The sequence below is a fragment of the Caballeronia terrestris genome (genome assembly GCF_001544515.1).
Lineage (GTDB): Bacteria > Pseudomonadota > Gammaproteobacteria > Burkholderiales > Burkholderiaceae > Caballeronia > Caballeronia terrestris.
Window position 1 is genome coordinate 1 of sequence record NZ_FCOL02000477.1, and the last position, 1094, is coordinate 1094.

Below are 1094 nucleotides of genomic sequence, written 5' to 3' on the forward strand. Positions count from 1 at the left end.
GTCGTGTTCCGCGCGATTTTATTTTCGACAGATAACGTTTGCGGGAACAAATCGATGATTTGTCCAGCTTCAGGAATGACGCGACCCGTCGTAATCATGGACACGCAGCGGTTCCCGTCGACTTCGTCGCGGAACGCGCTTATCCGATACGTGTGCGTCTCTTCGCGCCAGTAGCGGGTCGAGGCGGTGAATCCATGGCATGAGGGGAGTCGGGCGAGATGAGTACAAAACAAATGACGGTCAAGGCGAAGCTGGCGGTGGGATTCGGATTGCTCACTGCTGCCGTTCTGGTGATCTCCGGCATGTCGCTGATTGCACTGAGCGACTCCAACGAACGGTTCTCTCACTATATGTCCGGCATCAACGCACGCGCAGATGCAGCCGAGCACGTTCGGACAGCGGTTGACCGGCGTGCCATCGCCGCGCGGAACCTGGTGCTGGTGACGACAGCCTCGGACCTCGAACTCGAAAAGGCCGCCGTGACGCAAGCGCACGAAGACGTGCAGGCGAACCTTCGCAAACTCAAGGATCTGATGGGCAATGCGAGTGACGCGAGCCCTCAGGCACGGGCACTCGTAGCCGAAATCGATCGTGTCGAATCGTTGTACGGGCCGGTTGCGCTGGCGATCGTCAATCTCGCTTTGAACAACAAGCATGACGAGGCCATCGCAAAGATGAATGCCGAGTGCCGGCCGCTGCTCGACGCGTTGATCAAAGCGACAAAGAATTACTCCGACGTCACCAGCGAGCGTGAAGCGCAGTTGGTGCGGGAGTCTGCCGATCACTATGCGAGCCAGCGGAACCTGCTGATCGCGATTTGCCTTGCAGCGATTCTGGCCGCAGTCACGGCCGGGGTGTTGATTACGCGCAGTTTGACGCGCTCATTGGGAGCCGAGCCCGCAGCACTAGGCGAACTGACGCAGCGCGTCGCGGGCGGCGATCTGAGCACGATTCCGGGTGCGCAGCATGCGCCGGCCGGAAGCGTGCTCGCATCGATGGGTGAGATGCAGCGCAGCCTCGTCGACTTGATCGGCCAGGTTCGCACGGCCGCCGACAGCATCGCGACCGGTTCGAGCCAGATCGCCACGGGTCTG

Annotated in this window: 1 protein-coding gene; it reads left to right on the plus strand. The window is 60.7% G+C overall.

The genetic code is table 11. The features are described 5' to 3' along the window. Nucleotides 1–218 precede the first annotated feature (218 nt). Nucleotides 219–1094, plus strand: an 876-nt coding sequence (locus AWB67_RS38390) for an MCP four helix bundle domain-containing protein (protein WP_200822435.1), incomplete at its 3' end; no start/stop codon positions are given.